23 protein-coding genes are annotated in these 26,645 nt (G+C 65.1%); 11 read left to right on the plus strand and 12 right to left on the minus strand.

From position 1 onward, the window contains the following. Positions 1-5 precede the first annotated feature (5 nt). The 3 genes from xerD to LPW39_RS10640 form a co-directional block, all read right to left on the minus strand. The gene (gene xerD / locus LPW39_RS10630; protein WP_330166608.1) at positions 6-950 is read right to left on the minus strand and encodes a site-specific tyrosine recombinase XerD; all 945 of its coding nucleotides are present in this window, start codon (positions 948-950) and stop codon (positions 6-8) included. Positions 951-1,018: 68 nt separating this feature from the next. Next, a complete protein-coding gene (locus tag LPW39_RS10635) occupies positions 1,019-1,999 on the minus strand; it encodes a tripartite tricarboxylate transporter substrate binding protein BugE (RefSeq protein ID WP_027011016.1) in 981 nt (326 codons plus the stop codon). Positions 2,000-2,205: 206 nt separating this feature from the next. After that, entirely contained in the window at positions 2,206-3,171 is a 966-nt protein-coding gene (locus LPW39_RS10640; protein WP_230775452.1) for a tripartite tricarboxylate transporter substrate binding protein BugE, read from the minus strand. Between the two features lie 234 nt (positions 3,172-3,405). Here LPW39_RS10640 and LPW39_RS10645 point away from each other — a divergent pair, with 234 nt between their 5' ends. Then, positions 3,406-4,335: an AEC family transporter gene (locus LPW39_RS10645; RefSeq protein ID WP_230774424.1), complete on the plus strand. Its 930-nt coding sequence runs from the start codon at positions 3,406-3,408 to the stop codon at positions 4,333-4,335. A 40-nt stretch (positions 4,336-4,375) separates the two neighbouring features. Continuing rightward, positions 4,376-5,050, plus strand: coding sequence for a GDSL-type esterase/lipase family protein (locus LPW39_RS10650; RefSeq protein WP_230774426.1), 675 nt, complete (start codon positions 4,376-4,378; stop codon positions 5,048-5,050). Between the two features lie 19 nt (positions 5,051-5,069). Here LPW39_RS10650 and queG read toward each other — a convergent pair whose 3' ends face one another. Then, positions 5,070-6,152 (minus strand): tRNA epoxyqueuosine(34) reductase QueG, encoded by a 1,083-nt coding sequence (queG, locus tag LPW39_RS10655; RefSeq protein ID WP_269075810.1) that lies wholly within the window; start codon positions 6,150-6,152, stop codon positions 5,070-5,072. Positions 6,153-6,203: 51 nt separating this feature from the next. Between queG and tsaE the strand changes: the two genes are divergently transcribed. Both tsaE and LPW39_RS10665 read left to right on the plus strand, forming a co-directional pair. After that, on the plus strand, positions 6,204-6,695 hold the full coding sequence (tsaE, locus tag LPW39_RS10660; protein ID WP_230774432.1) for a tRNA (adenosine(37)-N6)-threonylcarbamoyltransferase complex ATPase subunit type 1 TsaE: 492 nt from the start codon (positions 6,204-6,206) through the stop codon (positions 6,693-6,695). Between the two features lie 38 nt (positions 6,696-6,733). After that, complete coding sequence (locus tag LPW39_RS10665) at positions 6,734-8,299, plus strand: N-acetylmuramoyl-L-alanine amidase (protein ID WP_407928835.1); 1,566 nt, start codon at positions 6,734-6,736, stop codon at positions 8,297-8,299. Between the two features lie 71 nt (positions 8,300-8,370). Here the strand turns inward: LPW39_RS10665 and LPW39_RS10670 are convergent, their stop codons facing one another. After that, positions 8,371-9,015 (minus strand): VTT domain-containing protein, encoded by a 645-nt coding sequence (locus tag LPW39_RS10670; RefSeq protein WP_133858631.1) that lies wholly within the window; start codon positions 9,013-9,015, stop codon positions 8,371-8,373. A 193-nt stretch (positions 9,016-9,208) separates the two neighbouring features. On the opposite strand from LPW39_RS10670, the gene mutL reads away from it, so the two are divergent. After that, complete coding sequence (gene mutL / locus LPW39_RS10675) at positions 9,209-11,326, plus strand: DNA mismatch repair endonuclease MutL (RefSeq protein WP_230774435.1); 2,118 nt, start codon at positions 9,209-9,211, stop codon at positions 11,324-11,326. An 82-nt stretch (positions 11,327-11,408) separates the two neighbouring features. Here mutL and LPW39_RS10680 read toward each other — a convergent pair whose 3' ends face one another. The 4 genes from LPW39_RS10680 to LPW39_RS10695 all read right to left on the minus strand — a co-directional run bounded on the left by LPW39_RS10680 (position 11,409) and on the right by LPW39_RS10695 (position 16,516). Then, complete coding sequence (locus LPW39_RS10680; protein ID WP_230774437.1) at positions 11,409-12,977, minus strand: DHA2 family efflux MFS transporter permease subunit; 1,569 nt, start codon at positions 12,975-12,977, stop codon at positions 11,409-11,411. Positions 12,978-13,029: 52 nt separating this feature from the next. Then, the gene (locus LPW39_RS10685) at positions 13,030-14,268 is read right to left on the minus strand and encodes an HlyD family efflux transporter periplasmic adaptor subunit (protein ID WP_230774439.1); all 1,239 of its coding nucleotides are present in this window, start codon (positions 14,266-14,268) and stop codon (positions 13,030-13,032) included. An 80-nt stretch (positions 14,269-14,348) separates the two neighbouring features. Next, positions 14,349-15,893, minus strand: coding sequence for an efflux transporter outer membrane subunit (locus tag LPW39_RS10690; RefSeq protein WP_230774441.1), 1,545 nt, complete (start codon positions 15,891-15,893; stop codon positions 14,349-14,351). Then, on the minus strand, positions 15,890-16,516 hold the full coding sequence (locus LPW39_RS10695; protein WP_230774443.1) for a MarR family winged helix-turn-helix transcriptional regulator: 627 nt from the start codon (positions 16,514-16,516) through the stop codon (positions 15,890-15,892). The genes LPW39_RS10690 and LPW39_RS10695 overlap by 4 nt, the downstream gene beginning before the upstream one ends. A 384-nt stretch (positions 16,517-16,900) precedes the next feature. On the opposite strand from LPW39_RS10695, the gene gdhA reads away from it, so the two are divergent. The 5 genes from gdhA (at position 16,901) to LPW39_RS10720 (ending at position 23,187) form a co-directional block, all read left to right on the plus strand. Next, positions 16,901-18,247, plus strand: coding sequence for an NADP-specific glutamate dehydrogenase (gene gdhA / locus LPW39_RS10700; RefSeq protein ID WP_230774445.1), 1,347 nt, complete (start codon positions 16,901-16,903; stop codon positions 18,245-18,247). Between the two features lie 131 nt (positions 18,248-18,378). Further along, a complete protein-coding gene (locus tag LPW39_RS10705) occupies positions 18,379-20,256 on the plus strand; it encodes a M48 family metallopeptidase (protein WP_230774447.1) in 1,878 nt (625 codons plus the stop codon). 153 nt (positions 20,257-20,409) lie between these two features. Beyond that, the gene (miaA, locus tag LPW39_RS10710; RefSeq protein ID WP_230774449.1) at positions 20,410-21,432 is read left to right on the plus strand and encodes a tRNA (adenosine(37)-N6)-dimethylallyltransferase MiaA; all 1,023 of its coding nucleotides are present in this window, start codon (positions 20,410-20,412) and stop codon (positions 21,430-21,432) included. A gap of 18 nt (positions 21,433-21,450) precedes the next feature. Beyond that, a complete protein-coding gene (locus LPW39_RS10715; RefSeq protein ID WP_230774451.1) occupies positions 21,451-21,993 on the plus strand; it encodes a DUF2867 domain-containing protein in 543 nt (180 codons plus the stop codon). A 90-nt stretch (positions 21,994-22,083) separates the two neighbouring features. Continuing rightward, a complete protein-coding gene (locus LPW39_RS10720) occupies positions 22,084-23,187 on the plus strand; it encodes a PLP-dependent cysteine synthase family protein (protein WP_230774453.1) in 1,104 nt (367 codons plus the stop codon). Between the two features lie 6 nt (positions 23,188-23,193). On the opposite strand, the gene LPW39_RS10725 is transcribed toward LPW39_RS10720, so the two are convergent. Beyond that, positions 23,194-24,432 (minus strand): MFS transporter, encoded by a 1,239-nt coding sequence (locus LPW39_RS10725; RefSeq protein WP_230774455.1) that lies wholly within the window; start codon positions 24,430-24,432, stop codon positions 23,194-23,196. Positions 24,433-24,523: 91 nt separating this feature from the next. On the opposite strand from LPW39_RS10725, the gene LPW39_RS10730 reads away from it, so the two are divergent. Then, a complete protein-coding gene (locus LPW39_RS10730; RefSeq protein ID WP_230774457.1) occupies positions 24,524-24,955 on the plus strand; it encodes a winged helix-turn-helix transcriptional regulator in 432 nt (143 codons plus the stop codon). A 30-nt stretch (positions 24,956-24,985) separates the two neighbouring features. Here the strand turns inward: LPW39_RS10730 and cysE are convergent, their stop codons facing one another. Together cysE and LPW39_RS10740 are read right to left on the minus strand one after the other, a co-directional pair. Further along, positions 24,986-25,765, minus strand: coding sequence for a serine O-acetyltransferase (cysE, locus tag LPW39_RS10735; RefSeq protein ID WP_230774459.1), 780 nt, complete (start codon positions 25,763-25,765; stop codon positions 24,986-24,988). Positions 25,766-25,804: 39 nt separating this feature from the next. After that, entirely contained in the window at positions 25,805-26,629 is an 825-nt protein-coding gene (locus LPW39_RS10740; protein ID WP_230774461.1) for an RNA methyltransferase, read from the minus strand. Between the last annotated feature and the right edge of the window lie 16 nt (positions 26,630-26,645).

Raw genomic sequence — 26,645 nt, forward strand, 5'->3', positions numbered from 1 at the left:
CCCCATCACCCACGCGGATGGTGCTGGCTGTGCAGCACCTTGAGGCGCTCCCGCGCCACATGGGTGTAGATGGTAGTGGTGGAGATATCGGCATGGCCCAGCAGCAGCTGCACCACCCGCAAATCGGCGCCATGGTTGAGCAAGTGCGTGGCAAAGGCATGGCGCAAGGTATGGGGGGACAGCGGCGCAGTGATGCCGGCGCGCTGCGCATATTTCTTCACGATCATCCAGAAGGCGACCCGCGTCATGCCGCTGCCGCGCTGGGTCACAAACAGGTCCGCGCTTTGCCGGCCGGCCAGAATGGCGGGACGGCTCTCGGCCAGGTACTGCTCCAGCCACTGCTGGGCCACCTGGCCAAAGGGCACCAGCCGCTCCTTGCTGCCTTTGCCCACCACGCGCACGATGCCATCAGCCAGGCTGAGCTGCACGCTTTGCAGCTCCACCAGCTCTGACACCCGCAGGCCGCTGGCATACATCAGCTCCAGCATCGCGCGGTCACGCAGGCCCAGCGGGTTGCCGGCGTCGGGCGCTTCCAGCAGCGCATCGACCATGGCCGAGGTCATCGTCTTGGGCACCCGCAGCGGCTGGCGTGCGGCCAGCATGCGCAAGGTGGGATCGGCGCTGATCAGCGACTCGCGCAGCGCCCAGTGGAAGAAGCGCCGCAGCACCGTCAGGCGCCGGTTGGCCGTGCTGGACTTGTCGCCCATGCGGCTGGCAAAAAAGGCCTGCAGCTGGGCCTCATCGCTGCGCTCCAGCGCCTGGCCCGGGTGCGCCTGGGCCAGCCACTGGCCGTACAGCGCCAGGTCGCGCCGGTAGGCCGCCAAGGTGTTGCGCGCCAGGCCGTCTTCCAGCCACACCGCATCGATAAAACGGTCAATCACTGGGTGCGCCGCAGCGGTGACGCTGGGGGCTGCAGATCGGGCGGATTCGGAGCGGGGAGAGCTTGCCATGCCCGGCATCATGGCATGAAAAAAGCCGCCGGCTTGCGCGGGCGGCTTGGGGATTTTGGCAGCGGCGATCAGTCCAGCTTCAGGTCCTGCTTCTTCACCACGTCCTTGTAGACGTCGAACTCGGCCTTGATCTGCTCGGCGAACTGCTCGGGCGTGTTGCCCACCACCAGCGAGCCGGTGTCTTCGATGCGCTTCTTCACCGCAGGGTCGGCCAGCACCTTCTTGGTGGCGGCATTGATGCGGTCCACCACATCCTTGGAGACGCCCTTGGGCGCCAGGATGCCGTAGAAAGCCATGCGGTTCACGGGCTCCAGGCCCACTTCCTTGAAGGTAGGCACATTGGGCAGCACGGCCAGACGCTCAGGCGCAGCCACGACGATAGGCACCAGGCGGTTGTCCTTCACGAAAGGCAGGGTCGAGGGCAGGTTGTCCAGGATCATGTTGACCTGGCCGGCCACCGTATCGTTCAGCGCCGGGCCCGCGCCACGGTAGGCGATGTGGGTCATCTGGATGCCGGTGAGGCTCTTGTACAGCTCCATCAGCATGTGCTGGATGCCGCCGGTGCCAGAGGACGAGTAGGCGTACTTGTTGGGGTTCTTCTTGAGCTCGGCCTCGAACTCCTTGTAGTCCTTGGCCGGGAACTTCGGGTTCACCGCAATGATGTTGGGCGTGGCCGCTACATTGATGATGGGCGTGAAGTCCTTGATCGGGTCGTAGGAGATCTTGGGGTTGATGGCGGGGTTGGTTGCCACCGTGGAGACGGTCGCAATGCCCAGGGTGTAGCCGTCGGCCGCAGCGCGCACCGTTTCCACCGCGCCGATGGTGCCGCCAGCACCACCCTTGTTGTCCACCACCACGGGCTGGCCCAGCTCCTTGCCCAGGGGATCGGCGATCACGCGCGCAATGATATCGGTGGTGCCGCCAGCTGCAAAAGGAACGATCAGGCGAATGGGCTTGTTAGGGTATTTTGTATCGGCCAGAGCGCCAGTGCTCAAGGTGGCTGCGGCAGCAGCGATCAAGGTCAGGCCCACGAGAGAGCGACGTTGCATGATGAATCTCCTCATTTGAAATAGTGCGGCCGTGGTTCGCGTGCCGGTGGATGACCCGCATGGCGCACGGCCACGTAATGCTTTTTCAGCACAGCGCGTTTATACCGGATTAATACGGCCGCAACCGTGCTGCAACCGCACAAAAGGCGCGTGATTTCCCTAGGGAAGCGCACGCGCTTTGAGGCACCGCAAGCGGTAGTGGGCGATCAATCCAGCTGGATACCCTGCTTGTCCACCACCGCCTTGTAGGCCGCGTATTCGTCCTTCATCTGCTGGGCAAACACTTCAGGCGTGGTGCCCAGGATGTTCGAGCCGGTCTCCGCAATGCGCTTTTGCACGTTCGGGTCTTCCAGCGCCTTTTTGGTGGCCGCGTTGACCTTGTCAACGATCTCCTTGGGCAGGTTCTTGGGGCCAACGATGCCGTAGTAGGCACTGCGGTTGACCACGGGCACGCCCACTTCGGTAAAGGTAGGGATGGATTCCAGACCGGCCACGCGCTGGGGCGCGGCCACCACGATGGCGCGCAGGCGCTTGTCGCGGATGAAGGGGTAGGCCGAGGGCAGGTTGTCAAAAATCATGTTGACCTGGCCGGCGACCGTGTCGTTCAAGGCCGGGCCGCCGCCCCGGTAGGGAATGTGGACCACGTTCACGCCGGTTTCGGACTTGAGCATTTCCATCAGCAGGTGGGCAATGCTGCCAGTGCCGGGCGTGGCATAGGAGTACTTGCCGGGGTTCTTCTTGAGCTCGGCAATGAACTCCTGGTAGTTGGTGGCCGGAAAGCTGGGGTGCACGGCAATCACATTGGGCGTGGCCGCCACATTGATGATGGGCGTGAAATCGCGCTGCACGTTGTAGGGCATCTTGGGGTTGACGGCCGGGTTGGTGGCTGTCGTCGATACCGTCGCGATGCTCAGGGTGTAGCCATCGGGCTGGGCGCGTGCCGCTTCGGCCGCGCCCACGGTGCCACCGCCACCGCTCTTGTTGTCCACCACCACCGGCTGGCCCAGCGCCTTGGACAGCGGCTCGGAGATGACCCGCGCCACGATGTCGGTGGTGCCGCCTGCGGCGAAGGGCACGATCAGGCGGATGGGCTTGTTGGGATAGGGGTCAGCGGCCAGGGCAGCACTGCTGCCCAGCGCCAGTGCCAGGGCCAGGCACAGTCGGCGGTTCATCATCGTGGAGGTCTCCTCGGGATCTGGGGTTGCCGGCCAGGGCCAGCTCGGACGTAGCCACCATGCTAGCGGTGTTGCCCGCCTGTTCTGCCTCAAAGCGCGCGGCCGATGGCCCGTGTTTTCCCGCATCGGGGCGGCAGATAGCGCAATTGGCAACTGCTTTGGCAGGGCTTGCACCCAGCAACATGCTTACCGCCGCGACAGCGATTGGGCCTTAGCGCGGGCCCTTCCGCTATGCTTGCGCCCGTGAACTACGCCCAACTGCTTTTCCCCGATTTCTCACTGATCCTGATTGGCTATCTGGTCTGCCGCTACACGGCGCTGAACCGGGCCATCTGGCAGCCGGTGGAAAGCCTGGTGTACTACTTCCTCTTTCCCACCTTGCTGTTCTATTCGATCATCCGCAGCCCGATCGACTGGCAGGGCACCTCCAACCTGATGCTGGCCGGCGTGGCCACCGGCTTGGTTGCCATCGCGATGACCTACACCCTGCCACGCTGGCCCTGGCTGGGCAAAAGGGTGGACAGCCGCGACGCCGCCGCCAGCGCGCAGATCGCGTTTCGCTTCAACTCTTTCATCGGCCTGGCACTGGCCGACCGCCTGGCTGGCCCCCAAGGCCTGCAGCTGATCTCGGTGCTGATCGGCGTCTGCGTGCCCATGTTCAATATTGCCGCCGTCTACCCCATGGCCAAGGGCTCGCAGCATGGCTTTATGCGTGAGCTGCTGCGCAACCCGCTGATCGTTGCCACCCTCACCGCGCTGGTCTGCAACCTGGTCGGCCTGCGCCTGCCCGCCATCGTCGAGCCCACCGTGGCCCGCATCGGCCAGGCCTCCATCGTGCTGGGCCTGATGTCGGCGGGCGCCGGCATGCAGTTAGGGCTGCTGGCGCGCGGCAAGCTGCTCAGCGGTTCGGTCCTGGCCATCCGCCACTTTGTCACGCCCCTGATTGCGCTGTGCATGGCCCACTGGCTGGCGCTGTCGGCCCAGCAGGCCGCCATTTTGTTGATCTTCTCTGCCTTGCCTACCGCATCGACCTGCTATGTGCTGGCCGCCCGCATGGGCTACAACGGCGCCTATGTGGCCGGGCTGGTCACCTTGTCCACCATCTGCGGCGTGGCCAGCCTGCCGTTTGCGCTCAGCTTGCTGGGCTGGTGGCCGGTTTAACAACAGGTTCTGTAAAAGCCATCGGTTAAGCTCGGCGGCTATGCAGAAAACCTGTGACACCGCCCGCCGCCATAGCCTTCAGCGCCTGGCCTTTTTCCCCTTCCTCGGCCTGGCGACTGCCGGGCTTGCCGCCTGCAGCAAAAAAGCCCCACTTGCGATGGCACTGCCCGCCGGTGCCACCGTGCTGGCACTGGGCGATTCGCTGACCCAGGGCGTGGGCGCCAGCGCCGCGCAGTCCTACCCGCAGTTGCTGGCCGAGCGCACCGGCTGGAACGTCATCAATGCCGGCATCTCCGGCGAAACCAGCAGCCAGATTGCGCAGCGCCTGCCGCAGCTGTTGGAGACCCACCATCCCGCCTTGGTGATCATTTGCGCCGGCGGCAACGACTGGCTGCGCCGGCAAAGCGCGCAAGCGGCCCAGGCGCAGATCGCCAGCATGCTGCAGCAGTGCAAGGCGCAGCACATTCCGGTGTTGCTGGTGGCGGTGCCCGAGTTCAGCATGAGCGCCGCGTTGACCGGCCGCATCCAGGACCATCCCATTTATGAGGCGTTGGCCAAGGAGGAGCAAGTGCCTCTGCTCGCCAAGGCCTGGAGCGAGGTGCTGGCCAATGACGCCATGCGTGCCGACCAGGTGCATGCCAATGCCGCAGGCTATGCGCGCTTTACCGACTTGCTGGTGGCGCAGCTCAAGGCCTCGGGCTTTTTCAGCGGCTGATCAGGGGCCCCGCCCACCCTCAGGCGCTGCGCTGGCCCAGCCCCCAGGCCACATGCTCGCGCACCACGGCGCTGTCGTGGTCGGCACGGCTGTGGAGCGCCTGCGCGTAGCGCGCGTCACCGGTCTGGCGCCAGGCATTGCCCAGGGCCACGGCGATATTGCGCAGCCAGCGCTCATGGCCGATGCGGCGTATGGGGCTGCCTTCGGTGATGCGCAGGAACGTGGCCTCGTCCCATGCAAACAGATGGGGCAGCTGCTGGTCCATCAGCGCGCCGCGCGCATCAAAATCGGGCAGCACTGTGCGCTGGGCAAACTTGTTCCAGGGGCAGGCCAGCTGGCAGTCATCGCAGCCATAGATGCGGTTGCCCATGGGCGCACGGAACTCCTCGGGAATGGCGCCATCGAGCTCAATCGTCAGGTAAGAGATACAACGCCGCGCATCGATGGACTGCGGCGCAATGATGGCCGCCGTCGGGCAGGCATCGATGCAGGCCGTGCACTGGCCGCAATGCGCCGTCACCGGCGCGGTGGCAGGCAAGGCGATATTGACAAAGATCTCGCCCAGAAAAAACATCGAGCCGGCATCGCGGCTCAGCACTAGCGTGTGCTTGCCGCGCCAGCCCTGCCCGCTGCGGCTGGCCAGCTCGGCCTCCAGCACGGGGGCTGAATCGGTGAACGCGCGGTGCGCCAGGTTGTGTTCACTGAGCGCAGCATCAATGCGCTCGGCCAGTTTTTGCAGCCGGTTGCGCAGCACCTTGTGGTAATCGCGCCCCCGGGCATAGACGCTGACCAGGCCCTCGCCGGGCCGCGCATGGCGCTCCCACTCCTGCCGCAGCCAGTCTGGCGGGGTGTTTTGCGGCAGATAATCCATGCGTGCTGTAATCACGCTGAGCGTGCCGGGCACCAGCTCCGCCGGCCGGGCACGCTTGAGGCCATGGGCCTGCATGTAATGCATCTCGCCATGGAAACCTTTTTCCAGCCACTGCATCAATCCAGCTTCCGCCGTCGACAAATCCACGCCTGCCACGCCGATTTGGGAAAATCCCAGCTCCAGCGCCCAGTCGTTGATCTGTTGGATGAAAGTGGGATCAGCGGCGTCCATGTGCTGCCATTGTAAAAAACCTGAGGGCCCGCGCGGCCCGGGAACGACATTTTGAACGCTACTGCCAGCCCCTCCTATCCCTCGCTCCACTGCATCTGGAAAGACGAGCGCGATACGGAAGCTTTTGCCGCGCGCCTGGCCGCGCAGCCAGCGCTGTCCAATGTTTACCTAACTTTGCATGGCGATCTGGGCGCGGGAAAAACCACCCTGGTGCGCCACCTGCTGCGCGCCCTGGGTGTGCAGGGCCGCATCAAGAGCCCCACCTACGCGGTGGTCGAACCGCATGAGGGGCGCGACTACCCGGTGTGGCACTTTGACTTCTACCGTTTCGACGATCCGCGCGAATGGGAAGACGCTGGCTTCCGCGATATTTTTGCCAGCCCCGGCCTGAAAGTGGCAGAATGGCCGCAGAAGGCTGCAGCGGTAACACCCATTGCCGATGTCGCTATCAGTATTGAAGCAATCAACGAATCAGAACGCCAGGTGCATCTGCAGGCCTTCACCCCGGCAGGTGCCTCCATCGTCCAAGGGTTTTCAGCGTGAGCGACACCCCGAAATATCTCCCCGCCTCTGCCCCTTTCATCCCTGCTGACGGCCTACCCGCCAGCCACCCCGGTCTGTCGCGCCGCGATGTGCTGCGCGGCGGCAGCCTGGTGCTGCTGCTGGGCAGCAGCCATCTGGCCTTTGGTGCCAGCATCGTTGCCGTGCGCCTCTGGCCCTCGAAGGACTACACCCGCGTCACGATCGAGTCCGACACGCCGCTCAAGACCGAACAGCGCTTTGTGCCCGAGCCGCCGCGCCTGGCGGTCGATATCGAGGGCATCGACCTCAACCCCGCGCTGCGTGAGCTGGTGGCCAAGGTCCGCTCGGACGATCCCAATATCGCCGGCATCCGCGTGGGCCAGAACTCGCCCAATGTGGTGCGGCTGGTCATCGACCTCAAGCAGGAGGCCAAGCCCCAGGTCTTTACCCTGAAGCCGGTCGCCCCCTACCAGCACCGCTTGGTGCTCGACTTGTACCCCGCCCGCCCCAGCGATCCGCTCGAGAGCCTGATCAGCGAGCGCATGATGGAGAACAGCCACAGCGCCGTGGCCGCAGCACCGGCACCTGTGCCCCCGCCTGCAGCGGGCAGCAGTCTGCCGCCGTCGGTAGCCGCTGCGATTGCTGGCGACCCGCCCGCGCCCGCCGCGCTGGGCACCGTGGTGGCTGCAGCGCCGCCATCGCCAGCGGCCGTCGCCCAAGCGGCCGACCCGCTGGCCGAGCTGATTGCCAAGAGCGGCAATCGCCCCGTCACCCCCCCACCCGCACCGGTTGCACCGCCGCCCACCGTAGTGGCTGCAGCTCCGCCACCCCCGCCCCCCGCGCCACCACCTCCGAGCCCGCCGCCTGCACGCGGCCGCCCGGCATCCCGTACCGACCGCCTCATCATCGTGGCGCTCGATCCCGGCCATGGCGGTGAAGACCCCGGCGCCACCGGCCCCAGCGGCACGCGTGAGAAAGACATCGTGCTCAAGATCGGCCATATGCTGCGCGAGCGCATCAACAACAGCAGCGTCGGCGGCAACCCGATGCGCGCGTTCATGACGCGTGATGCCGACTTCTTCGTGCCGCTCAACACCCGGGTTGAGAAAGCCCGCCGCGTACAGGCCGATCTGTTCATCAGCATCCATGCCGATGCCTTCACCCGGCCATCGGCCAATGGCGCCAGCGTGTTTGCGCTGAGCGAGCGCGGCGCCACCAGCTCGGCCGCGCGCTGGCTGGCCAACAAGGAAAACCAGGCCGACATGGTCGGTGGCCTGAATGTCGCCGGCGTCGGCAGCAGCGATGCCCATGTGCAGCGCGCGCTGCTGGACATGAGCACCACCGCCCAGATCAATGACAGCCTCAAGCTCGGCACCCATGTGCTGGGGCAGTTGGGCCAGTTCGCCCGCCTGCACAAGCCCCGCGTGGAGCAAGCCGGTTTTGCCGTGCTGAAAGCGCCCGACATCCCCAGCGTGCTGATTGAAACTGCCTTCATCAGCAACCCTGAGGAAGAAGCCAAGCTGCGCACCACTGCCTACCAAAACCAGCTGGCCGATGCCATCATGCGCGGCATCCAGGCCTACTTTGCGAAGAACCCGCCGCTGGCGCGCAACCGCACGGTATAAGCCTTAGCCCGCCAAGCAGCCACAAAAAAGGGACCGCCTCGGCGGTCCCTTCGTCATCATGCTCGCACTGCTCAGACGGTGCCAGCCGCCTTCTCGTTCTTGCCAGCGCGCCAGGCGCCAAAGATGGCCAGCAGGCCGGGCACCAGGATCAGGCCCCAGATGATCTTCTCCAGGTTGGCCTTGACCCAGGGCAGGTTGCCAAAGAAGTAGCCCGCCGCGCAAATGCCGAACACCCAGATGGCGGCGCCAATCAGGTTGTAGGCGATGAACTTGGCACGGTTCATGTTGGCCACTCCCGCCACAAAGGGCGCAAAGGTGCGCACAAACGGCATGAAGCGCGCCAGGATGATGGTGATGCCGCCGTAACGCTCGTAGAACGCATGGGCCTTGTCAAAGGCCTTGCGGTTGAACCAGCGCGAGTTCTCCCACTTGAAAACCTTGGGCCCTAGATGGTGGCCGATCTGGTAATTGCACTGGTCGCCCAGGAAGGCTGCCGCAAACAGCAAGCCGGTGGCCAGCGGAAAGCTCATCAGCCCCGCGCCGCACATGGCGCCGACGATGAACAGCAGCGAATCGCCAGGCAGGAAAGGCATCACCACGACGCCGGTCTCGACAAAGACGATCAGAAACAACAGCGCGTAGACCCACATGCCATAGGTCGTTACAAAAGCTTCCAGGTACTTGTCGACATGCAGGATGAAGTCGATCAGATGCATGCCTGCATCGATGAACCAGCTGAAAAATTCCAAAACACAACCTCTCTACACAAAAACCGCAGCAGCCCTGAGGCCCTGCGGCAAACCATCTTGATCACCACTTAGGTTGGCTAGGGAACTGCAGCCCCAGGACACCAAGTGGCGATTGCACACTTTACCCCGAATGCCAGGCGGCTTTGCCTAAAATCCCTGCATGACAGCAGATACCGCACCCGCCTCCCTTGACCCGGCAGACGCCGCCAACGACGCATTGACGCCTGCAGGCCACAGTGCAGACCGGGCAGCGCCCGCGCGCCGTCCCATCCAGGATCTGCCCGATGAGCTGGTTAGCCAGATCGCAGCCGGCGAGGTGGTGGAACGCCCCGCCTCCGTCGTGCGTGAGCTGGTCGACAATGCACTCGATGCAGGGGCCACCAGCATCACCGTGCGCCTGCTTGCCGGCGGCGTGCGGCTGATCACCGTCGAAGACGATGGCTGTGGCATTCCGCGCGAGGAGCTGCCGATTGCACTGCGCCGCCACGCTACCAGCAAGATCCGCAACCTGCATGACCTGGAGTCGGTAGCGACCATGGGGTTCCGGGGCGAGGCCCTGGCTGCCATTGCCTCGGTGTCGGAGATGAGCGTGCTTTCGCGCCCCGCCCAGCAAGAGACCGCCTACCTGCTCGATGCCCGCAGTGGCGAGCTGCGCCCCGCCGCCCGCAACCCCGGCACGACGATGGAGGTCAAGGAGCTGTTCTTCAGCACGCCTGCGCGGCGCAAGTTCCTGAAGACTGATGCCACCGAGCTGGCCCATTGCGTGGAGGCGGTGCGCCGCCATGCGCTCACCCGCCCCGGCGTAGGCTTTGCGATCTGGCACGAGGGCAAGCTGGTGGAGCAGTGGCGCGCCACTTTGCCGCCCCGCAGCGATGCAGACCAGCCCGACGACGCCGCTTGGCAGCAGCTGGAGCAGCGGGCCATGGACAAGCGCCTGGCCGATGTGCTGGGCCCCGATTTTCTTGAGCAGTCGATTGTCGTGAACTACCAGGCCGGCCATGTGCAGGTGCGCGGCCGCGCGGGCCTGCCCGATGCGGCGCGCTCGCGTGCCGACCAGCAGTTCTGCTATGTCAACGGCCGCTTTGTGCGCGACAAGGTGCTCACCCATGCCGCGCGAGCCGCCTATGAAGATGTGCTGCACGGCCACCGCCAGCCCGTCTATGCGCTCTACATCAGCCTCGACCCGATGCGGGTCGATGTGAACGTGCACCCGACCAAGATCGAGGTGCGCTTTCGCGATAGCCGCGAGGTGCACCAGGCGGTGCTGCATGGCGTGGAGAACGCACTGGCTGCCCCACGCGCCCAGCAACTGCTGGATGCGGCAGCCGCCGCACCCACAGCCGCTGCGGCAGGCCAGCCGACCGCCTTGCCCGGCCAGGCCTATGCGCCCGCACCCCAGGCGCAGACTGCCATGCGCTTTGAGGCCCCACCCCGTGTCAACGGCCTGCAGGCGTTGCAGCAAACCGCTGCACTCTGGGGCCAGGCTGGCGGCACGGCATCACCCGAAGCGGCGTTGGCAGGCACGCCCACCAGCCCATCGACCAACGCCCCCACCAGCATCGATGCCACGCCCTGGCAGGTGCAGGAAGCCAGCCCGCGCTGGAACCCGCAACCCGCTGCTGGCGCGATGGCCGCCGGCGCGCCGCTGGTGCCCACCCTGCCACCGGAGTCGGCCGACAACCCCTGGCCGCTGGGCCGCGCCGTGGCGCAAATCCATGGCGTCTACATCCTGGCGGAAAACGCCCAGGGCATGGTCATTGTCGACATGCATGCGGCCCATGAGCGCATCGTCTACGAACGCCTCAAATGCCAGCTCGATGGTGGCGATGCCAATAGCGCCATTGCCAGCCAGCCGCTGCTGATCCCCGCGACCTTCTCGGCCACGCCCGAAGAGGTAGCGACCGCCGAAGACCACAGCGAAACCCTGGCCCAGCTGGGCCTGGAGGTGGTGCCCTTCTCGCCCAAGACCTTGGCCGTGCGCGCCACGCCCACCACCTTGGCGCAGGGCAACCCGGTGGAGCTGGCGCGCAGCGTGCTGGCCGAGCTGGCGCAGCACGATGCCAGCACGGTCGTGCAACGCGCCCGCAACGAGATCCTGGGGACGATGGCCTGCCACGGCGCCGTGCATGCCAACCGGCAACTCACCATCGACGAGATGAACGCATTGCTGCGCGATATGGAACACACCGAGCGCTCCGACCAGTGCAACCATGGCCGGCCTACCTGGCGCCAGCTGAGCATGAAGGAGCTGGACGCGTTGTTCCTGCGCGGCCGCTGAACCACAGCGCAGCGCTGCAAACGACAAAAAAGGAAGCCTAGGCTTCCTTTTTTCGATTGATGCAGCGGTATGCAGTGCTGGATCAGTGCGCAGCCGATGCGGCTTCGGATCCACCACCGCCCTGGCCCTTCTTGGGGCCCTTGGCCAGCCAGACCAGCGGGATCAGCAGCAGGAACAGCATGGACGAGGCCCAGAAAATATCATTGGCCGCCAGCATGAAGGCCTGCTGGTTGACCAGCTGGTCGACCCTGGCCAACGCCTGCTGCAAGGTCAGCCCGGAGGCCTGCAGGCCTTGCACCACCTGCGCAGTGGGGCCGTCGCCCAGGCTGATGTGCTCGACCAGTTGCGCATGGTGCAAGGTGGCGCGGCGCTCCCACAAGGTGGTGGCGACCGACGTACCCACCGCACCGGCGGTGATCCGTACAAAGTTGGACAGGCCAGACGCGCTGGGCATTTTCTCGGGCGGGATGTCGCTCAAGGTGATGGTCATCAGCGGGATGAAAAAGCCCGCCATGGCCGCGCCCTGCACGATGGTCGGGATCATGATCGTCGTCAGGTCCACCTGGGTGTTGAAGCGCGAGCGCATCCACATCACCAGACCGAACACGATGAACGAGGCCGTCGCATAGCGCCGGGGATCGACCTTGTGGATGGTCTTGCCCACCACCGGCGACAGCACCAGCGCCAGCAAACCCACCGGCGCCAGCACCAGGCCGGCATCGGTGGCGGTATAGCCCATGAACTGCTGCAGCCACAACGGCAGCAGCACCACATTGCCAAAGAACAGGCCATAGCCCACCGAGATGGCCAGGGTGCCCGCCCAGAAATTGCGGTTCTTGAACAGGCGCAGGTCCACCACCGGGTGCTTGTCGCCCAGCTCCCAGATCAGGAAGTACAACAGGCCAACGACCGCAATCACTGCACAGGCGACCACCATCGGCGACTGGAACCAGTCATGCTCCTTGCCGATGTCCAGCATGATCTGCATCGCCGAGACCCAGACCACCAGCAGCCCCAGGCCAATCGCATCGATCGGCAAGGCCTTGCGGGCCGAATCCCGGTTGCGGAAGATCGCCCAGGTGGCGCCCACGGACAGCATGCCGACGGGCACATTGATGTAGAAGATCCACGGCCAGGACATGTTGTCGGTGATCCAGCCACCCAGCAGGGGGCCCATCACCGGCGCGATCAGGGTGGTCATCGACCAGAAGGCCATCGCCGTGCCCGCCATCGCGCGCGGGTAACTGGCCAGCAGCAGCGACTGCGACAGCGGAATCATCGGCCCGGCGACAAAACCCTGCAGGATGCGGAACGCGATCAGGGTGGTCATGTTCGGCGCCAGGCCGCAGAGCCACGACGAGATCACGAACAAGGTCACGCTGAGCATGAACAGCCGCACCTGGCCAAAGCGCATCGACAGCCAGCCGGTCAGCGGCACCGAGATCGCATTGGCCACCGCAAAGCTGGTGATCACCCAGGTGCCCTGGTTGGCGCTGACGCCCAGATCACCGGCAATGGCCGGCAGCGACACGTTCGCGATCGACGTGTCCAGCACATTCATGAACACCGCAGCCGAGAGCGCCAGGGTGCCGATGAGGCGCGCCGATCCTTCGAGCGGCGGGTGGGGTAACGTGGGATTGGAAGTTGCCATAACGCATTCTTGGGCCGCCCGGTGGGCAGGCCCTGGTCAAAACATGGGGCGCTTACAGCTTCTTGCCGGCATTGCTGGCGATCACTTGCGCAATCACCGCATCGGCGCCTTCGTCCTGCACGTCATACACATTGGTCTGCACCAGCGGCTCCTTGCGCGGCACATCGGCCAGCAGCTTGCCGTCCTGGTTCTGGATGTCCACATCCACCAGCATCGACAGGCCTACGCGCAGCGGATGCGCTTGCACCTGCTGGGGATCGAGGGCAATGCGCACCGGCACGCGCTGCACCACCTTGATCCAGTTGCCGGTGGCGTTTTGCGCTGGCAGCAGCGAGAAGGCAGCACCCGTGCCCACACCCAGGCCTTCGACGGTACCGGTGTATTCGATCTTCTTGCCGTAGAGGTCGGCCGTCATCTTGACGGGCTGGCCCAGGCGCAGATTGCGCAGCTGGTTTTCCTTGAAGTTGGCCTCGACCCAGAGCTGGTTCATCGGCACCACGGTCATCAGCGGCGTGCCGGGGGCCACGCGCTGGCCCACCTGCACCGAGCGCTTGCCCACCACGCCGGAGACGGGCGAGACCAGCTCATTGCGCTGCATGGCCAGGTAGGCCTCGCGCACCTTGGCCGCAGCGGCCTGCACATTGGGGTGGTCGTTCACGCTGATGCCTTCGGTCAGCGACTGGTTGCTGGCCAGCTGCTCGCGGGCCGTGTTGACGGCGGCTTGCGAGGCATTGACGGCGGCCTGGGCGGCATCGACCTGGCTTTGCGCATGGCTCAGCTCTTCCTTCGACACCGCGCCATTGCCGGTCAGCGCCTGGCGGCGCTTGAGGTCGCTCTGCGCACGGACCAGGTCATTCTTGGCCTTGGCCACTTCGGCCTGGCGCTGCGCGATCTGCGCGGTGTAGGAGCCATTGTTCACATACAGGGTGCGCACCTGGCGCACGGCCTGGGCCAGGTTGGCCTTGGCCTGCTCAAAGGCCACCTTGGCATCGGCCGGGTCCAGGCGCACCAGCGCCTGGCCTTCCTTCACATAGTCGGTGTCATCGGCCAGGATGGACTGCACGGTGCCGGCGGTCTGCGGTGCGATCTGCACCAGATTGCCCTGCACATAGGCGTTGTCGGTTTCCTCGAAATGGCTGTTGACCATCCAGTCGTAGATGCCATAGGCGGCGCCCAGCACGACGACGAGGCCGGTCAGGCGCAGCAGCCATTTTTTGCGGGGCTGGGCAGCGGGTGCCTCAGGGGCAGCAGGCGCAGCGGAGGGAGAAACGGGAGTGTTGTTGTTCGACATGGTGTTGCGTAGCGAGTTATATGACGAGAGGCCTGGCCTTCAAGGTCTTGCTTATGTGTGTTGCACGCGGGGTGGGCAGGTCAGCTCTTGGCGCTGTCCATCAGGGCGTTGGTCTGGGTGGGGGAGTTGCTGTCCGGGTTGGCGAGGCTGTCGCTGCTGTCACTGCTGTGGGTCTGCTCCTGGTAGCCGCCACCCAAAGCCTGGGCCAGAGCGGCATTGCTCGACAGAATGCGCGCCTCGACATCCACCATCTGCTGGCGCTGGATCAGCACATTGGTCTCGGCCGACAGCACATTCAGATAGGTGCCAAGCCCTGCGGCATAGCGCTGGTTGGCAATGTCGAGTGCGCTTTGTGCGGCATCGGCGGCGCGGCGCTGCTCGGGCAGCTGCGCATGGGCAGAGCGGGCACTGGCGACCTGGTCGGCCACATCGTGCACTGCCGTGATCACCGCCTGGTTGTAGCCCTGCACGGCCAGCTCATAGTCGGCCGATTTGCCGCTCAGGTTGGCACGCAGACGGCCCGAATCAAAGATCGGCAGGCTCAGTGCCGGGCCCACGCCCCATTCGCGCGCACTGCCCTTGGCAAAGTTGTTGAAGCCAATGCTCGACAGACCCAGGAAGGCGGTCAGGTCGATATCGGGATAGAACTCGGCCTTGGCCTGGCGAATGCCTTGCTCGGCCGCTTCCACGCGCCAGCGCGCGGCCACAATATCGGCCCGGCGACCCAGCAGGTTGGACGACAGCTGCACTGGAAAGCGCGGCAGGCTCAGCTGGGCGATGGGCGATGCCACCAGCTCCTGGGCGCGTGCGGGCTGGCCCATCAAGGCGGCCAGCGCGTTCTGCGCCAGCTGCTTTTGCTCACGCACTTGCAGCAGCTGCACCTTGGCCTGGGGCACACCGCTCTCGCTCTGGCGCACTTCCAAGGTGGTGTCCAGGCCGGCGTCATAGCGGTCACGCACCAATTGCAGGGTGTGGGCGCGCTGGTCGATGGCGCGCACGGCCACTTCTTCCTGCGCCTGCAGGCGGGACAGCTGCACATAGGCCAGCACCATATTGCTGGTCAGCAGCACGCGGGCCGCGTCCATGTCTGCCTGGGCCGCGCGGGCCGAGCCCACGGCGGCATCCAGCGCTGCGCGGTGCTTGCCAAACAGGTCCAGCGACCAGCTGCCGTTGATGCGCGCCTCGGCCGTGCTGTAGTTGTTGCCGGCCAGCGGCGGCGGAACCAAGCCGTTGGCCGGCGCATGGTTGCGCGAGGCATTGGCCTGGCCATTGACCTGCGGGCCCAGGGCCGACTCACTGACCTGCGCCAGCGACCAGGCCTTGCGAATGCGCGCCTGCGCCGATTGCAGGTTGGGGTTGTCCGCCAGCGCGGTGTCGATCAGGGCGTTGAGCTGGGCATCGCCCAAGCCCTTCCACCACTGCGCATCAACCGGGGCCACGGTCGCGGCCTGGTCTGCCGCTGAAGGCTCGGTGAGCAAGCCGACAGACTGCGGCGAGCGCAGCTGGGCATGGGTATCGATGCCGCGCATATCGGCGCATCCGGCGATGAACGTGGTGGCCGCCAGCGCAATGGCTGACAGGGCCAGCCGACGATCGGCGCCCACAAAAGAAAAACTGCTGGTCATAGTGCCCTCTCCTTGCCGGGCTGGAGTGCGGTGTTGTCGGAGTTATCGGAGTTGTCAGAGTTATCGGTGGCTTCACTGGCGCAGCCATCCTGGGGCAGGCACATGTCCACCGACAAGGTGTTGGGCATGGCCTCATAGATGCGGCGCAGGTAACCGTGGAACTGGGTCAATTCATCGGGGGACAAGGGGCTGAGCGCGGCGCTGTTGACGCCCTTGACGATGTCGGGCACCTGCATCGCAGCGGCCAGGCCCTCATCGGTCAAACGCAGGCTGACCACGCGGCGGTCGTCGGTGGAGCGCTCGCGCTCGATGATGCCCTTGTCCACCAGGCGGTCGACCAGGCGCGTCATCGCGCCCGGCGTCTGCAGGGTGCGGCGCGCCAGGTCGGCGGAGGTATGGGCCTTGCCACTGGCCAGGTGCAGCACAGGAATCCACTGCGCCTGCGTCAGGCCCAGCGGCTCCATGCGGCGGTCCACTTCGGCACGTACCACGGTGGAGATGATGCGCATCAACCAGCAGGGGAAATCCACGGGCCGAATGGCTTCAATCTCGGGAAAGCCGCCCGCCAGCGCTTCTTGGTCCTCGCCAGCAGACGCGGTGTTTTCCTGGTGCGAATCGGTCATGCCGCAGGGCCTCTCTGAAATTGTTTACAAGGCAATGATTATCCAATCATTCATTGCCTAGGCAATTGTTGAAAAGGCAAAGACCACAATCGGCACACAGATTTGTTGCACTGCAGTGCTCTGGGTGACAGCCGACGTTTGCGTCCCTAGCAGCCCCATTTCAGGGCATGAAAGGAGGTCTGAGCAGCCGACGCCACCCCCAAAAAGCACCAAAGCAGTGCAATCCACTGACTTATCAGGGTCATCCCATGTGGGTTTTATGCATTAACGCATGCACATTCGGCATAATGTCGGTTTTCGGCGCGATGGCGCACCATCGCTGTGCACACCTCGGCCTTCGCACAAAACCAGTGCAAGCCGGCTTTAGACCTTGAAAGTTTGTCCATGCAACACCAATCTCTGGCCCAGTTTCTCGCTTACGTCGAACAGCGCAACCCCGGCCAGCCCGAGTTCTTGCAGGCCGTGACCGAAGTCATGGAAAGCCTGTGGCCCTTCATCGAGAAGAACCCCCGCTACGCCCAACAGAGCCTGCTCGAACGCCTGGTGGAACCCGAGCGCGTGGTGAGCTTCCGCGTCAGCTGGGTGGACGACAAGGGCGTGGTGCAGGTCAACCGTGGCTACCGCATCCAGCACAGCATGGCCATCGGCCCCTACAAGGGCGGTCTGCGCTTTCACCCCTCGGTCAACCTGTCGGTGCTCAAGTTCCTGGCGTTTGAGCAGACCTTCAAGAACGCGCTGACCACGTTGCCGATGGGCGGCGGCAAGGGCGGCTCGGACTTCGACCCCAAGGGCAAGAGCGATGCAGAGGTGATGCGCTTCTGCCAGGCCTTCATCTCCGAACTGTTCCGCCATGTGGGTTCGGACACCGACGTGCCAGCCGGCGATATCGGCGTGGGCGGCCGTGAAGTGGCCTTCATGGCCGGCATGTACAAGAAGCTGGCCAACCGCGCCGACTGCGTGTTCACCGGCAAGGGCCTGGCCTTTGGTGGTTCGCTGATCCGCCCTGAAGCCACCGGCTTTGGCACCGTCTACTTTGCGCAGGAAATGCTCAAGACCCGTGGCAAGAGCTTCGAAGGCCTGACGGTCTCGGTTTCGGGTTCGGGCAATGTGGCCCAATTCGCCATCGACAAGGCCATGGCGCTGGGCGCCAAGGTGGTGTCGGCGTCCGACTCCTCGGGCACCATCTACGATGCCGCCGGTTTTGACGGCGACAAGCTGGTCAAGCTGATGGACATCAAGAACAAGCAGTACGGCCGCGTAAGCGACTACGCCAAGCAAGTGCCGGGCGTGGAGTACTACGAAGGCAAGACCCCCTGGTTCATCAAGGCCGATGTGGCCCTGCCCTGCGCCACCCAGAACGAGCTGGAACTGGCCGATGCCCAGACCCTGATCAAGAACGGCGTGCTCTGCGTGGCCGAAGGCGCCAACATGCCTTGCACCATCGAAGCGGCCAAGGCCTTTGAAAAGGCTGGCGTGCTCTACGCACCCGGCAAGGCATCGAACGCCGGCGGCGTCGCCACCTCCGGCCTGGAGATGAGCCAGAACGCGCTGCGCCTGAGCTGGCCTGCTGCCGAAGTCGACCAGCGCCTGTTCGAAATCATGGAAGGCATCCACTCCGCTTGCGTCAAGTACGGCCAGCGCGACGACGGCACCATGAGCTACATCGACGGCGCCAACATCGCCGGCTTTGTGAAGGTGGCCGACGCCATGCTGGCCCAAGGCGTGTTGTAAAAACGCCCGGGCATACCGCCCAGCCAGTACAAACTGCACAATGCCCCCAGCGTTCAGCGCGCTGGGGGCTTTTTGCTGCGCGCCAGAACATTACAACGACACACACAACAACAAGGCATGAGGGGCGGGCCATGGAGCAAGCGGACTTTATCCACCTGGTGCGCGAGAGCGAAATCGAAAGCGCCAATGACAGCGCTGCCTACCGGCGCAGCGTCATCCGGTTTGCGCTGCTGGGCTACCTGTGGGTGGTGGGCTGTCTGGTCCTGAGTCTGGCCATCCTCGCTTTTGTCGTGACCCAGGCTGTGCGCGGCCACTTTCGCGGCGGCTATGTGCTGGCCCTGGTGTTTGCTCTGGGCCTGATGTGGACCAGCTTCAAAGCCCTCTGGAGTGGCCCAGCCGCGGAGCCCGAGGGCATTGCCATCACCGAGGCCGAGGCCCCGGAGCTGTTCAAAGCGCTGGATCGCATTCGCCGCAAGGTCAAGGGCCCAGCCGTCGATGCGGTCTACCTGCAAGATGATTTCAATGCCGCTATCTGGCAGCGGCCGCGCTTTGGCATGCTGGGCGGCTCGGTCAACTACCTGATGGTTGGCCTGCCACTGCTGATGGCGCTGGACAAGGCCAGGGTGATGGCCGTGCTGGCCCATGAATACGGCCATCTGCGCGAGAACCACAACCGCCTGAGCGCCTGGGTTTACCGCTCACGCCGCGCCTGGCTCAAGCTCTACTACAGCATGCGCGAGGATGACAGCCCTATGGCCGCAGCCACACGTTCGTTCCTGAACTGGTACTTTCCGCGTTTTGCTGCCAAGACCTTTGCAATGGCCCGGCAGGACGAGTACGAGGCCGACCGCATCGCCGCCCAGCTGCTGGGCGCCGACGTTGCGACAGCCACGCTGATCGAGATCGAGATCAAGGCCGCCTGGCTGAGCAATGCCTTCTGGGGCCAGCATTGGCGCAGTGCGGCCCAGCATCCGCTGCCCCAGGGCCCCTTCAGCGCGATGCAGGCCATGCTGCGCCTCAAGCCCGAACCGGCATTTGCCCAAGAGGCTCTGCGCCAGGCGCTCGCCCGGATCAGCGATGTGGACGACACCCACCCAGCCTTGCGTGACCGCGTGGAGGCCCTCAGTGCTGAGCGCCCCGGCCTGCCCAGCTGGTCCACCAAAGGTGCCGTCAGCCTACTGGGCCCCAAGGCTGCGGAATGGATGCAGCAGTTTGATGCCCGCTGGTGCAAGGACAACGCCAGCACCTGGAAGCAGCACCATGCACGCATGGCGCGCTGGCAGCAGCATGCCCAGCGCCTGCGCGCCAATGCGGCCTACCCCAGCAATGCGGAGCTGATTGAACGCGCACGGATCGAGCACATGCTAGACCGCCAGGCCCCCGTGCGCCTTCTCTACGAACAGGTGCTGGCCCGCGATGCACAACACCCCGGCGCACTGGCCGGACTGGCGGCCTGCCTGCCAACCAGCGATGCCGCCTTGCAGCAGAAATGCCTGGAGGCGCTATGGCAGACCGCGCCCAGTTACCGCCCCTATGCCACGCGAGCGATGGTGGGCATGCTGGAGGCGCAGGCCAGGCAAAGCGGCTACGACGCCGCCGCCTTGCGCCTCTGGCGTGACCGCGTCCGCGAGGCTGAACAGCAGCAGCAAAGTTTTTTCGACAGCCTGCAGCAGGCGCCCGTGTTCCAGGGCACCCGCGTGAACGACCTGAGCGAGTTCGAGCTGGCCGATCTGCGCGGCGAGCTGGCGCTGTTCAAACCCATCAGCCAGGCCTGGCTGCTAAGCAAGCCAGATTCGAGCATGCCCGAGCTGCGCATCCATCTGCTGCTGGTGCAGGCCCCTCGGCTGAATGAAGAACAACGCAGCGAGCTGCGCCGCGCGCTGTATGCCGATGTGGACCTGCCCGGCATGCTGCTGGTGGTGTGCGTGGGCCCCGACGAGCCGGCCAGCGAAGAAGAGGCGCGGCGCCATGCGCGCCAGCCCATTTACGTTGCCAACCTGGCGCATTGACGCCAAGACCCATCCACAAACTCCGGTCAGGCGCCTTGGTTTCGCTTTGGGCCTACACTGGCGGGCAGCCATCACTCCTTTATTGATAGCTGCCTGCGCCGGTCGCCATGTCTGTCTGGCGGCCATCGCTGGCAAGCTCACCGCCTGTTTACCGTGCCATCCGCTGCAACCCCTCCCTTGTGCCTGGGCCTGGCAGGCCCCACCGCCTCCGGCAAGACCGGCGCTGCCATTGCGCTGGCGCAGCAACTGGGCGCGGTGCGGCCCGTTGAGATCATCAGCGTAGATTCGGCCCTGATCTACCGGGGTATGGACATTGGCTCGGCCAAGCCCAGCCTGCAAGAGCAGGCCGGCATTGCGCACCACCTGCTCGATATCCGCGACCCCTTGGATGCCTACAGCGCCGCCGAGTTTGTGCAAGACGCGCTGGCGCTGGTGGCGCAAATCCATGCGCGGGGCGGCATCAGCTTGCTGGTGGGCGGCACCATGCTGTATTTCAAGGCGCTGATGGATGGCATTGACGACATGCCCGCCGCCGACCCGGCGGTGCGCGCCCAGCTCGATGCCGAGGCGGCCATCCATGGCTGGCCGCATATGCATGGGCTGCTGGCGCAGGTCGATCCGGTCACCGCGCAGCGCCTGGCGCCGGGTGACAGCCAGCGGGTGCAGCGCGCGCTGGAGGTCTGGCGGGCCAGTGGCCAGCCGCTGTCGTATTTCCATGCGCAGCAAAAGCGGCCCTCGCCATTGCTGCAGCTGGCACCCGGTTTTCAGCTCTTCAGCCTGGAGCCCAGCGACCGCGCCTGGCTGCATGCGCGCATCGCGCTGCGCTACGACCAGATGCTGGCCCAGGGCTTTTTGGCCGAGGTGCTGCAGCTGCGTGCGCGCGGTGATCTGGATCTGAACCTGCCATCGATGCGCTGCGTGGGCTACCGCCAGATGTGGGAGATGCTCGACAGCTGTGCCCAGCAAGGCATTGCCGTGCAAACCGAAAGCGATGTACCGCCCGCCTTGTGGGCAGAGATGCGCGACAAGGGCATTGCTGCCACGCGCCAGCTGGCCAAGCGCCAGATCACCTGGCTGCGCAGCATGCCTGCCCGCCAGGCCATCGCCTGCGATGCGCCCGATGCGCTGGACCAATGGCTGCAGGCCGCCAGCGCGCGCCTGGCCACTGGCCACTAATGAGCGCTTGTCCACACCATGCCAACCCAACCGCAAGAGACCCGGCCGCCTGCGGGCAGCCGCATCGCGCAACGCCTGGCCGGCGCGCATTTTCAGGATGCCTGGTGCATCCACACCGCAGAAACCGGCGCGCCCGCGCTGGCCTATTTTCTGGCCGCCGTCGCACGCACGCCGCGCTGGATTGAGTGGTGCATGCAGGCCCGCAACCGGGTGGGCCAGCTGGTGGGGCTCAAGGACCTGGGCACCCTCTCCGAGATCGACCCGCAGCGCCCCGCCAGTGCCTACCAGCCGGGCGAGCGCGTGGGCGTATTTACGGTGCTGGAGAACAGTGCCGATGAAGCGCTGATCGGCGACAGCGACAAGCATTTGAACGTGGTGCTCAGCGTGCACCGGGCGCCTGTGGCCGGCCGGCAGGACCAGGTCGCCATCACCATCACGACGGTGGTGCATGTCCGCAACCTGCTTGGCCATCTGTACATGCTGCCGGTGGCGCCTATGCACCGGCGCATTGCGCCTGCGGTGCTGGCCGCTCTGGGGCGCGCACAGCCTGCAAGCGTCTGAACGACGGAAGCAGCCATTGCGCTTGCCATGGCAGTGCAGGCAGCTCTGCCTGGATAGCCATTTTTTGTCATAGCGTCATAATCCATAGCCATGCAGCTCCACGACACCCCCACCACCAGCGCTCCCCAGGCCCTCAACCACCACGGCTGGCGTGACCAGGCCATTGCCAAGATCGACGCTGATTACCAGCGCAGTGCCGACACCCACCTGATTCCCCTGAACCTGCCCTGCTACGCGCAGGCGGGGATTGACCTCTACCTCAAGGATGAATCTACCCACCCCACCGGCAGCCTCAAGCACCGGCTGGCGCGCTCGCTGTTTCTCTACGCGCTGTGCAATGGCTGGGTGCAAGAGGGCACAACGATTGTCGAGGCCTCCAGCGGCTCCACGGCCGTGAGCGAGGCCTATTTTGCGCGCCTGCTGGGCCTGCCTTTTGTCGCAGTGATGCCGCAGTCCACCTCGCCCGAGAAGATTGCGCAGATTGAATTTTTGGGCGGACGCTGCCACTTTGTCGGCCATGCCGGCGAAGTCTATGATGCCGCCCGTGCGCTGGCCCAGAGCACCGGCGGCCACTACATGGACCAGTTCACCTATGCCGAACGCGCCACCGACTGGCGTGGCAACAACAACATCGCGCAGAGCATGTTCCAGCAGATGCGCATGGAGCGCCACCCCGTCCCGCGTTGGATCGTGGTGGGCGCAGGCACCGGGGGCACCAGCGCCACCATTGGCCGCTTTGTGCGCTATATGCGCTACAACAGCCAGGTCTGCGTGGCGGACCCGGAAGGCAGCGTGTTCCATGCCTACTGGCGCAGCGGCGACGCCAGCCTGACGGCGCCTGGCTCACGCATCGAGGGCATTGGCCGCCCGCGCGTCGAGCCCAGCTTTGTCCGGGGCGTGGTGGACCATATGGAGGTCGTCAGCAACCGCGAATCGGTCACCTCGATGCAGCTGCTGGGCGATGTGCTCGGCCGCAAGGTGGGGCCTTCTACCGGCACCAACATGGTGGCCATGCTGCGCCTGGCCGATGGCATGCGCCAGCGGGGCGAAACCGGCTCGCTGCTCAGCCTGCTGTGCGACGCTGGCGAGCGCTACCTTCCCACCTACTACCACCGCGAATGGGTCAGCACCCATTTTGGCGACTGCGAAGCCACGCAGCGGGCGCTGCAGACCTTGCTGCACGGCCAGCGCTGAACCCCATTAGACGCCCGCGCACATCCAATCGCGGGTGGCCCACCAAAACAGCAACGCTGCACCGCTGACTACCGCACCCAGCGCGCAAACGCCCAGCCAACCTGCATAGGCATAGACGCTGGTGGCGCTGATGGCCCCCAGCCCGCTGCCTACTGCATAGAACAGCATGTAGACCGCCACCACTCTGCTATGCGCATCGCTGCTGCGCGCAAAGATCAGACCCTGGTTGCTGACATGCAAGGCCTGACCGCCCAGGTCCAGCAGCACAATGCCCAGCACCAGAGCGGCTATCGCCCAGCGCGGATCGGGCAGCCCGCCCAAACCGCCCAAGGGCAGCCAGGCCAGCAGCAGCGCCAGCAAGGCCCACAGCGATGCGCGCTGTGCCTGGCCCCTGTCCACCCAGCGCCCCGCCACGGTGGCGGCCAAGGCTCCAGCGGCGCCCACCAGGCCAAACAGACCGATGGCGCTGTGCGAAAAACCAAAGGGCGCTGCGCGCAGCGGCAGCACCAGGCTGCTCCAGAAAATGCTGAACGCGGCAAACATCAGCAAGGCCAGCACGCCGCGCACCTGCAAGACCCGGTCGCGCCGCAGCAGGCTACCCATCGACGCCACCAGCTGGCCATAGCCCAGGCTGGAGGGCCGGTGCGCCAGCACCGGCAACCGCCACCACAGCGGCAAGGCCATCGCCAGCATCAGCGCTGCCGAGGCCATATAGACGCTGCGCCAACCCCAGGCATCGCCCACGGCTCCCGCCAGCACACGCGCCAGCAGCAGGCCAATAAAGACCCCGCTTTGCGCGCCGCCCACCACCCGGCCCTGGGCATCAGGTGGTGCCGCGCTGGCGGCGTAGGCGATCAGGCCCTGGGTCATCGCCGTGCCGAGCAAGCCCACTGCCAGCATCGCCGCCATCAACCAGGGCGCAGACGGGGCCCAGGCCACCGCCAGCAACACCAACACCAAAGCCAGCAGCTGCCAAGCCATCAAGGGCCGCCGGTTGACCCGATCTCCCAACGGCACCAGCAGCAGCAAGGCCAGTGCCGATCCCAGTTGCGTGGCCGTAATGACGCCGCCGACGGCAGCCAGCGGTATACCCAGGTCCTGCGCCACAGCATCCAGCAAGGGCTGGGCGTAGTAGACATTGGCCACGCTGGCGCCAGCGGCCACCGCAAACAGCCCTACCAAGCCAGCGGGCACGGCAGGGCGCTGGGCCTGCGGGCCCGGGGTGTCAACACATGAAGAAGTCATTGCCAATCTAGTTTTAATTTAAAACCAGATGGATTCTAGACATTCCAGTTTTAAAATGCAACTTGGTTGATTGAATCTTGGAGAACAGCACATGACCTCGCCTGAGCCCTGCCCTGTTGCGCGCGCCTTGGATGCCATTGGCGACCGCTGGTCGCTGCTGATCGTGCGGGATGCTTTTAATGGGGTGCAGCGCTTTGGGGATTTGCAGCGCAACCTGGGCATGGCGCGCAATATCCTGAGCGACCGCTTGCGCAAGCTGGTGGACGCGGGTGTGCTGCAGACGCAGCCCGCATCCGACGGCAGCGCCTACCAGGAATATGCGCTGACGTCCAAGGGCCTGGGCCTGTTCCCGGTGGTGGTGGCGCTGCGCCAATGGGGTGAGGACCAGCTGTTCGCGCCCGGCGAGGCGCATTCAAGCCTGGTGGAAAAAGCCAGCGGCCAGCCGGTGGCCCGCATGCGGCCGCAGACCGCCGATGGCCAGGTGCTGGCGCCCGATGCCGCGATGGTGCGCAAGCTGGGCTAGCCGGGCCAACAACCGGCAACCGACACCGGCTTACTTGCCGACCAGGTCGCTCAGCTTCTGGGCTTCAAACTCGGCTTCGCGCTGCGCATCGCAAGGCACGCAATCGCCCACCTTGCTTTGCACGGACAGCTTCTCGATGGCCGCCCAGAGCATGGTGATCTGCTGCTCATGGCCGGCCGCGCTGTCGATGATGCCGCGCATGGCCTTGGACAGCGGATCGTCCTCTTGCGTCACGCCATAGGCGGCAAACTTCTGGTCGGTCTGCGCCGCAGTGACATCGGCACTGGCGCCCTGGCGCGAGGCAATAATGCGGGCGGGAATGCCCACGGCCGTGGCGCCGGCAGGCACGGGCTTGATGACCACGGCATTGCTGCCGATCTTGGCGCCATCACCCACTTCAAAACCGCCCAGCACCTTAGCACCCGCAGCCACCACCACGTTCTTGCCCAACGTGGGATGGCGCTTGGCGCCCTTGTAGAGCGTGGTGCCGCCCAGGGTGACGCCGTGGTAGATGGTGCAGCCGTCGCCGACCACCGCAGTCTCACCAATCACGACACCCATGCCGTGGTCGATAAAGACATTGCGGCCAATCTGCGCGCCGGGGTGGATCTCGATGCCGGTCAGCCAGCGGGCCATGTGCGAGATGAAACGGCCCGTCCATTTGAATCCATGGTTCCAGCACCAGTGCGCAGGGCGCTGCATCCAGATCGCATGCAGACCGGGATAACAGGTGACAACCTCCCAACGGCTGCGGGCAGCAGGATCGCGGTCGAGGATGCACTGAATATCGGAACGCAGGCGGTCAAGCATGGAAACAATGGTTATATAAGTATTCGAGGGCCCGCCAGTCTAGCGTTTTGTGGCCTCGGCCGTACGCAGCATGGCCTTGGCAACACCTCTCAGTATGTGGATTTCCTCCTGGGTCAGTTGCGCGCGGTTGAACATCTGGTTGAGCCGGGGCATCAGCTTCTTGGGGGCATCCAAATCCAGAAAGCCGATCTCGGCCAGCGCCTGCTGCCAGTGCGCCAGCATGCCTGCCACCTGCTGGGCATCGGCCCGCTCCCCCCGGGCCGCGACATCGCTCACGCCATAGCCGCCCAGTGCCTGGCGCCAGTCATAGGCCACCACCTGCACGGCCGATGCCAAATTAAGCGAGCCAAAATCCGGATTGGTCGGAATCGACAGCGCCACATGGCAGCGGTACACATCCTCATTGGCCATGCCATAGCGTTCGCAGCCAAACAAAAAGGCGACGCCGGTCTCGCCGCTGGGGTTGGCGGCTGCAGTGTCGCTGGTGGTGGAGCTGGCTGCAGGGCTGGTGTCTTCATCCAGCGGAACCGGCCCAGGCTGAGCTGCCAGCGCGCCCTGCAGCAGCAGCGCAAAATGCTCGCGTGGCGTGCGGGCCGGTGGGCCAAAGTCACGCGGGGTCATCGCGGTGGCGCAGAGGTGGCTCATGCCATCCAGGGCTTCCTCCACCGACTGCACAATGCGGCAGTTGGCCAGCACATCCAGTGCGCCGCTGGCACGTTGGATGGTTTCTTCCTTGCGCAGCACATTGCTCCAGCGCGGGCGCACCAGCACCAGGTCATCGAACCCCATGGTCTTGATGGCACGGGCGGCGGCGCCCACATTGCCGGCATGGCTGGTTTCGATCAGAACAAAACGGGTTTTCATAGACAGGTCGGACAAA

Source organism: Comamonas koreensis (genome assembly GCF_021026195.1).
Lineage (GTDB): Bacteria > Pseudomonadota > Gammaproteobacteria > Burkholderiales > Burkholderiaceae_C > Comamonas > Comamonas koreensis.

What these genes read in the sequence shown, in the direction of transcription:
- LPW39_RS10640 (WP_230775452.1), bottom strand. Translation starts at nt 3,171, where the DNA reads ATGAACCGCCGACTGTGCCTGGCCCTGGCACTGGCGCTGGGCAGCAGT.
- gdhA (WP_230774445.1), top strand. Translation starts at nt 16,901, where the DNA reads ATGCAACACCAATCTCTGGCCCAGTTTCTCGCTTACGTCGAACAGCGC.
- LPW39_RS10720 (WP_230774453.1), top strand. Translation starts at nt 22,084, where the DNA reads ATGCAGCTCCACGACACCCCCACCACCAGCGCTCCCCAGGCCCTCAAC.
- LPW39_RS10725 (WP_230774455.1), bottom strand. Translation starts at nt 24,432, where the DNA reads ATGACTTCTTCATGTGTTGACACCCCGGGCCCGCAGGCCCAGCGCCCT.
- LPW39_RS10670 (WP_133858631.1), bottom strand. Translation starts at nt 9,015, where the DNA reads ATGCATCTGATCGACTTCATCCTGCATGTCGACAAGTACCTGGAAGCT.
- LPW39_RS10740 (WP_230774461.1), bottom strand. Translation starts at nt 26,629, where the DNA reads ATGAAAACCCGTTTTGTTCTGATCGAAACCAGCCATGCCGGCAATGTG.
- LPW39_RS10695 (WP_230774443.1), bottom strand. Translation starts at nt 16,516, where the DNA reads ATGACCGATTCGCACCAGGAAAACACCGCGTCTGCTGGCGAGGACCAA.
- LPW39_RS10730 (WP_230774457.1), top strand. Translation starts at nt 24,524, where the DNA reads ATGACCTCGCCTGAGCCCTGCCCTGTTGCGCGCGCCTTGGATGCCATT.
- LPW39_RS10680 (WP_230774437.1), bottom strand. Translation starts at nt 12,977, where the DNA reads ATGGCAACTTCCAATCCCACGTTACCCCACCCGCCGCTCGAAGGATCG.
- LPW39_RS10645 (WP_230774424.1), top strand. Translation starts at nt 3,406, where the DNA reads ATGCTTGCGCCCGTGAACTACGCCCAACTGCTTTTCCCCGATTTCTCA.
- cysE (WP_230774459.1), bottom strand. Translation starts at nt 25,765, where the DNA reads ATGCTTGACCGCCTGCGTTCCGATATTCAGTGCATCCTCGACCGCGAT.
- LPW39_RS10690 (WP_230774441.1), bottom strand. Translation starts at nt 15,893, where the DNA reads ATGACCAGCAGTTTTTCTTTTGTGGGCGCCGATCGTCGGCTGGCCCTG.
- mutL (WP_230774435.1), top strand. Translation starts at nt 9,209, where the DNA reads ATGACAGCAGATACCGCACCCGCCTCCCTTGACCCGGCAGACGCCGCC.
- LPW39_RS10715 (WP_230774451.1), top strand. Translation starts at nt 21,451, where the DNA reads ATGCCAACCCAACCGCAAGAGACCCGGCCGCCTGCGGGCAGCCGCATC.
- LPW39_RS10685 (WP_230774439.1), bottom strand. Translation starts at nt 14,268, where the DNA reads ATGTCGAACAACAACACTCCCGTTTCTCCCTCCGCTGCGCCTGCTGCC.
- LPW39_RS10650 (WP_230774426.1), top strand. Translation starts at nt 4,376, where the DNA reads ATGCAGAAAACCTGTGACACCGCCCGCCGCCATAGCCTTCAGCGCCTG.
- LPW39_RS10705 (WP_230774447.1), top strand. Translation starts at nt 18,379, where the DNA reads ATGGAGCAAGCGGACTTTATCCACCTGGTGCGCGAGAGCGAAATCGAA.
- LPW39_RS10635 (WP_027011016.1), bottom strand. Translation starts at nt 1,999, where the DNA reads ATGCAACGTCGCTCTCTCGTGGGCCTGACCTTGATCGCTGCTGCCGCA.
- xerD (WP_330166608.1), bottom strand. Translation starts at nt 950, where the DNA reads ATGGCAAGCTCTCCCCGCTCCGAATCCGCCCGATCTGCAGCCCCCAGC.
- queG (WP_269075810.1), bottom strand. Translation starts at nt 6,152, where the DNA reads ATGGACGCCGCTGATCCCACTTTCATCCAACAGATCAACGACTGGGCG.